This is a genomic window from Cysteiniphilum halobium, from assembly GCF_003574425.1.
Lineage (GTDB): Bacteria > Pseudomonadota > Gammaproteobacteria > Francisellales > Francisellaceae > Caedibacter > Caedibacter halobius.
Genome location: NZ_QLIU01000050.1, coordinates 1 through 1695, shown reverse-complemented (window position 1 = coordinate 1695; position 1695 = coordinate 1). Strand labels below are relative to the sequence as shown.

Annotated in this window: 1 protein-coding gene; it reads left to right on the top strand. The window is 39.0% G+C overall.

What is annotated here, in order from left to right; genetic code table 11:
• Window positions 1-165: 165 nt before the first annotated feature.
• Entirely contained in the window at window positions 166-1470 is a 1305-nt protein-coding gene (locus DNK85_RS08800) for a transposase (RefSeq protein ID WP_119329207.1), read from the top strand.
• Window positions 1471-1695 lie beyond the last annotated feature (225 nt).

Here is a 1695-nt window from a genome sequence, read left to right as displayed (position 1 = left end):
ACTATTGAATTTATTAAACTATTTAGCCTTAGCACTCGCCTCCTTTTTAAGCATCATGTTTTAAGATACTTAGCTACAGCAATTCCCGCTGAGTGTGATAATGCTTGCAAATAAAGGGTTTTAGCGCGAAGATAAATTTATTTTTCGTAGTCGTACAGAAATGCAATGAAGCATCAGTTTAAAAAACACCTATCTATTCCCGGTTTGCTTGAGACGAGTCGCAAAGCGTTCTCTAAAGTTTCGGAGCGCGATTTGTCGAGTAAATACTCGCTGGTCGACTGCCTGATGTGTGGGATGGCAATATTTGGCATGAAATATGCCTCTTTGCTCAAGTTTGATCAGGATATGCGATCAGAGGAGAGTGAAATTAAAAGTAACCTTCGCTCGCTATATCAAGTCGGAAAAGCGCCTTCTGACACCTGTTTACGCGAACGTTTAGATGACATTGATTATCTTGAATTACGCCCTGCCTTCAATGTGCTATTAAGTGCTCTGCAAAGAGGGAAAGCATTAGAGCAGTACCATTTTTTTGGTGATTATTATCTGATATCAAGTGATGGTACGGGAATGTTTTCATCCCATGAAATTCATTGTGAAAATTGTTGTGTAAAGAATCACCGTGATGGCACAAAAACCTATTATCATCAAATGCTATGCGCATCGATTGTGCACCCTGATATTAAGCAGGTTATTCCACTGGCGCCTGAGCCAATCATTAAAAGCGATGGCAACAAGAAGAACGACTGTGAGCGCAATGCAGCGAAGCGTTTGCTTGAGCGTCTGCGTAAAGAACATCCACATTTACCGATGATTTTTGTTGAGGATGCGCTATATGCAAATGGTCCACATGTTGATGAATTAAACAAACATAATATCCGTTATATTCTGGGCGTGAAACCAGGCGATCATGCTTGGTTGTTTGACTGGGTTAGCGCAAGTACATTAGAGCGTTTAGTAATTAAAAAAGATGGGGTCACCCATGAATTTGAGTGGATAAATGGTGCTGAATTAAATGAGACCAGAGGTGATATAAAGGTTAATTTTTTGTCTTACAAAGAGATAAATAAAAAGGGCAAGATTCAATGTTTCACATGGGTGACTGACCTTGAACTTAATCGAAGTAATGTATTTAAAATCATGAAAGGAGCACGCGCACGCTGGAAGATCGAGAACGAGACGTTTAATACGTTAAAGAATCAAGGGTATAATTTTGAGCATAATTTTGGTCATGGTAAGAATAATTTATGCAGCGTGTTTGGTTTTTTGATGCTGTTGGCATTTATGGTAGATCAAATTCAAGAGTTGTCCTGTCCGTTATTTCAAGCGGCTCTTGAGAAGCTTGGAAGGCGAAGTTATCTATGGGAGCGAATACGAAGCGCCTTTTTTGTGACGATTATCAAGAGCTGGGAAGCATTATATTTGTACATTGCTGGAAAGCTTAAGAGTCCTCCCATTATTGACACATGTTAGCATGACATACCGTGAACTATGTGCTTTTGATATACCCTAGAATTTTTTGATACGACATAAAAGTTTAAAATGCTGTTAAAGATGGCAGGGCATTTTATTTTTTTCAAAAAGCACCTATTAAGGCTATCAACAATAAAAAACACAGCGGGAGCTGCTGGTGAAGTATTTATTCTCTGGCGCAGCACGTGTTGCTTGTGATATGATTTGTCTCTTAGCATATGATAA

Coding starts and splice junctions, on each gene's coding strand:
- DNK85_RS08800 (WP_119329207.1), top strand. CDS start 166: ATGAAGCATCAGTTTAAAAAACACCTATCTATTCCCGGTTTGCTTGAG.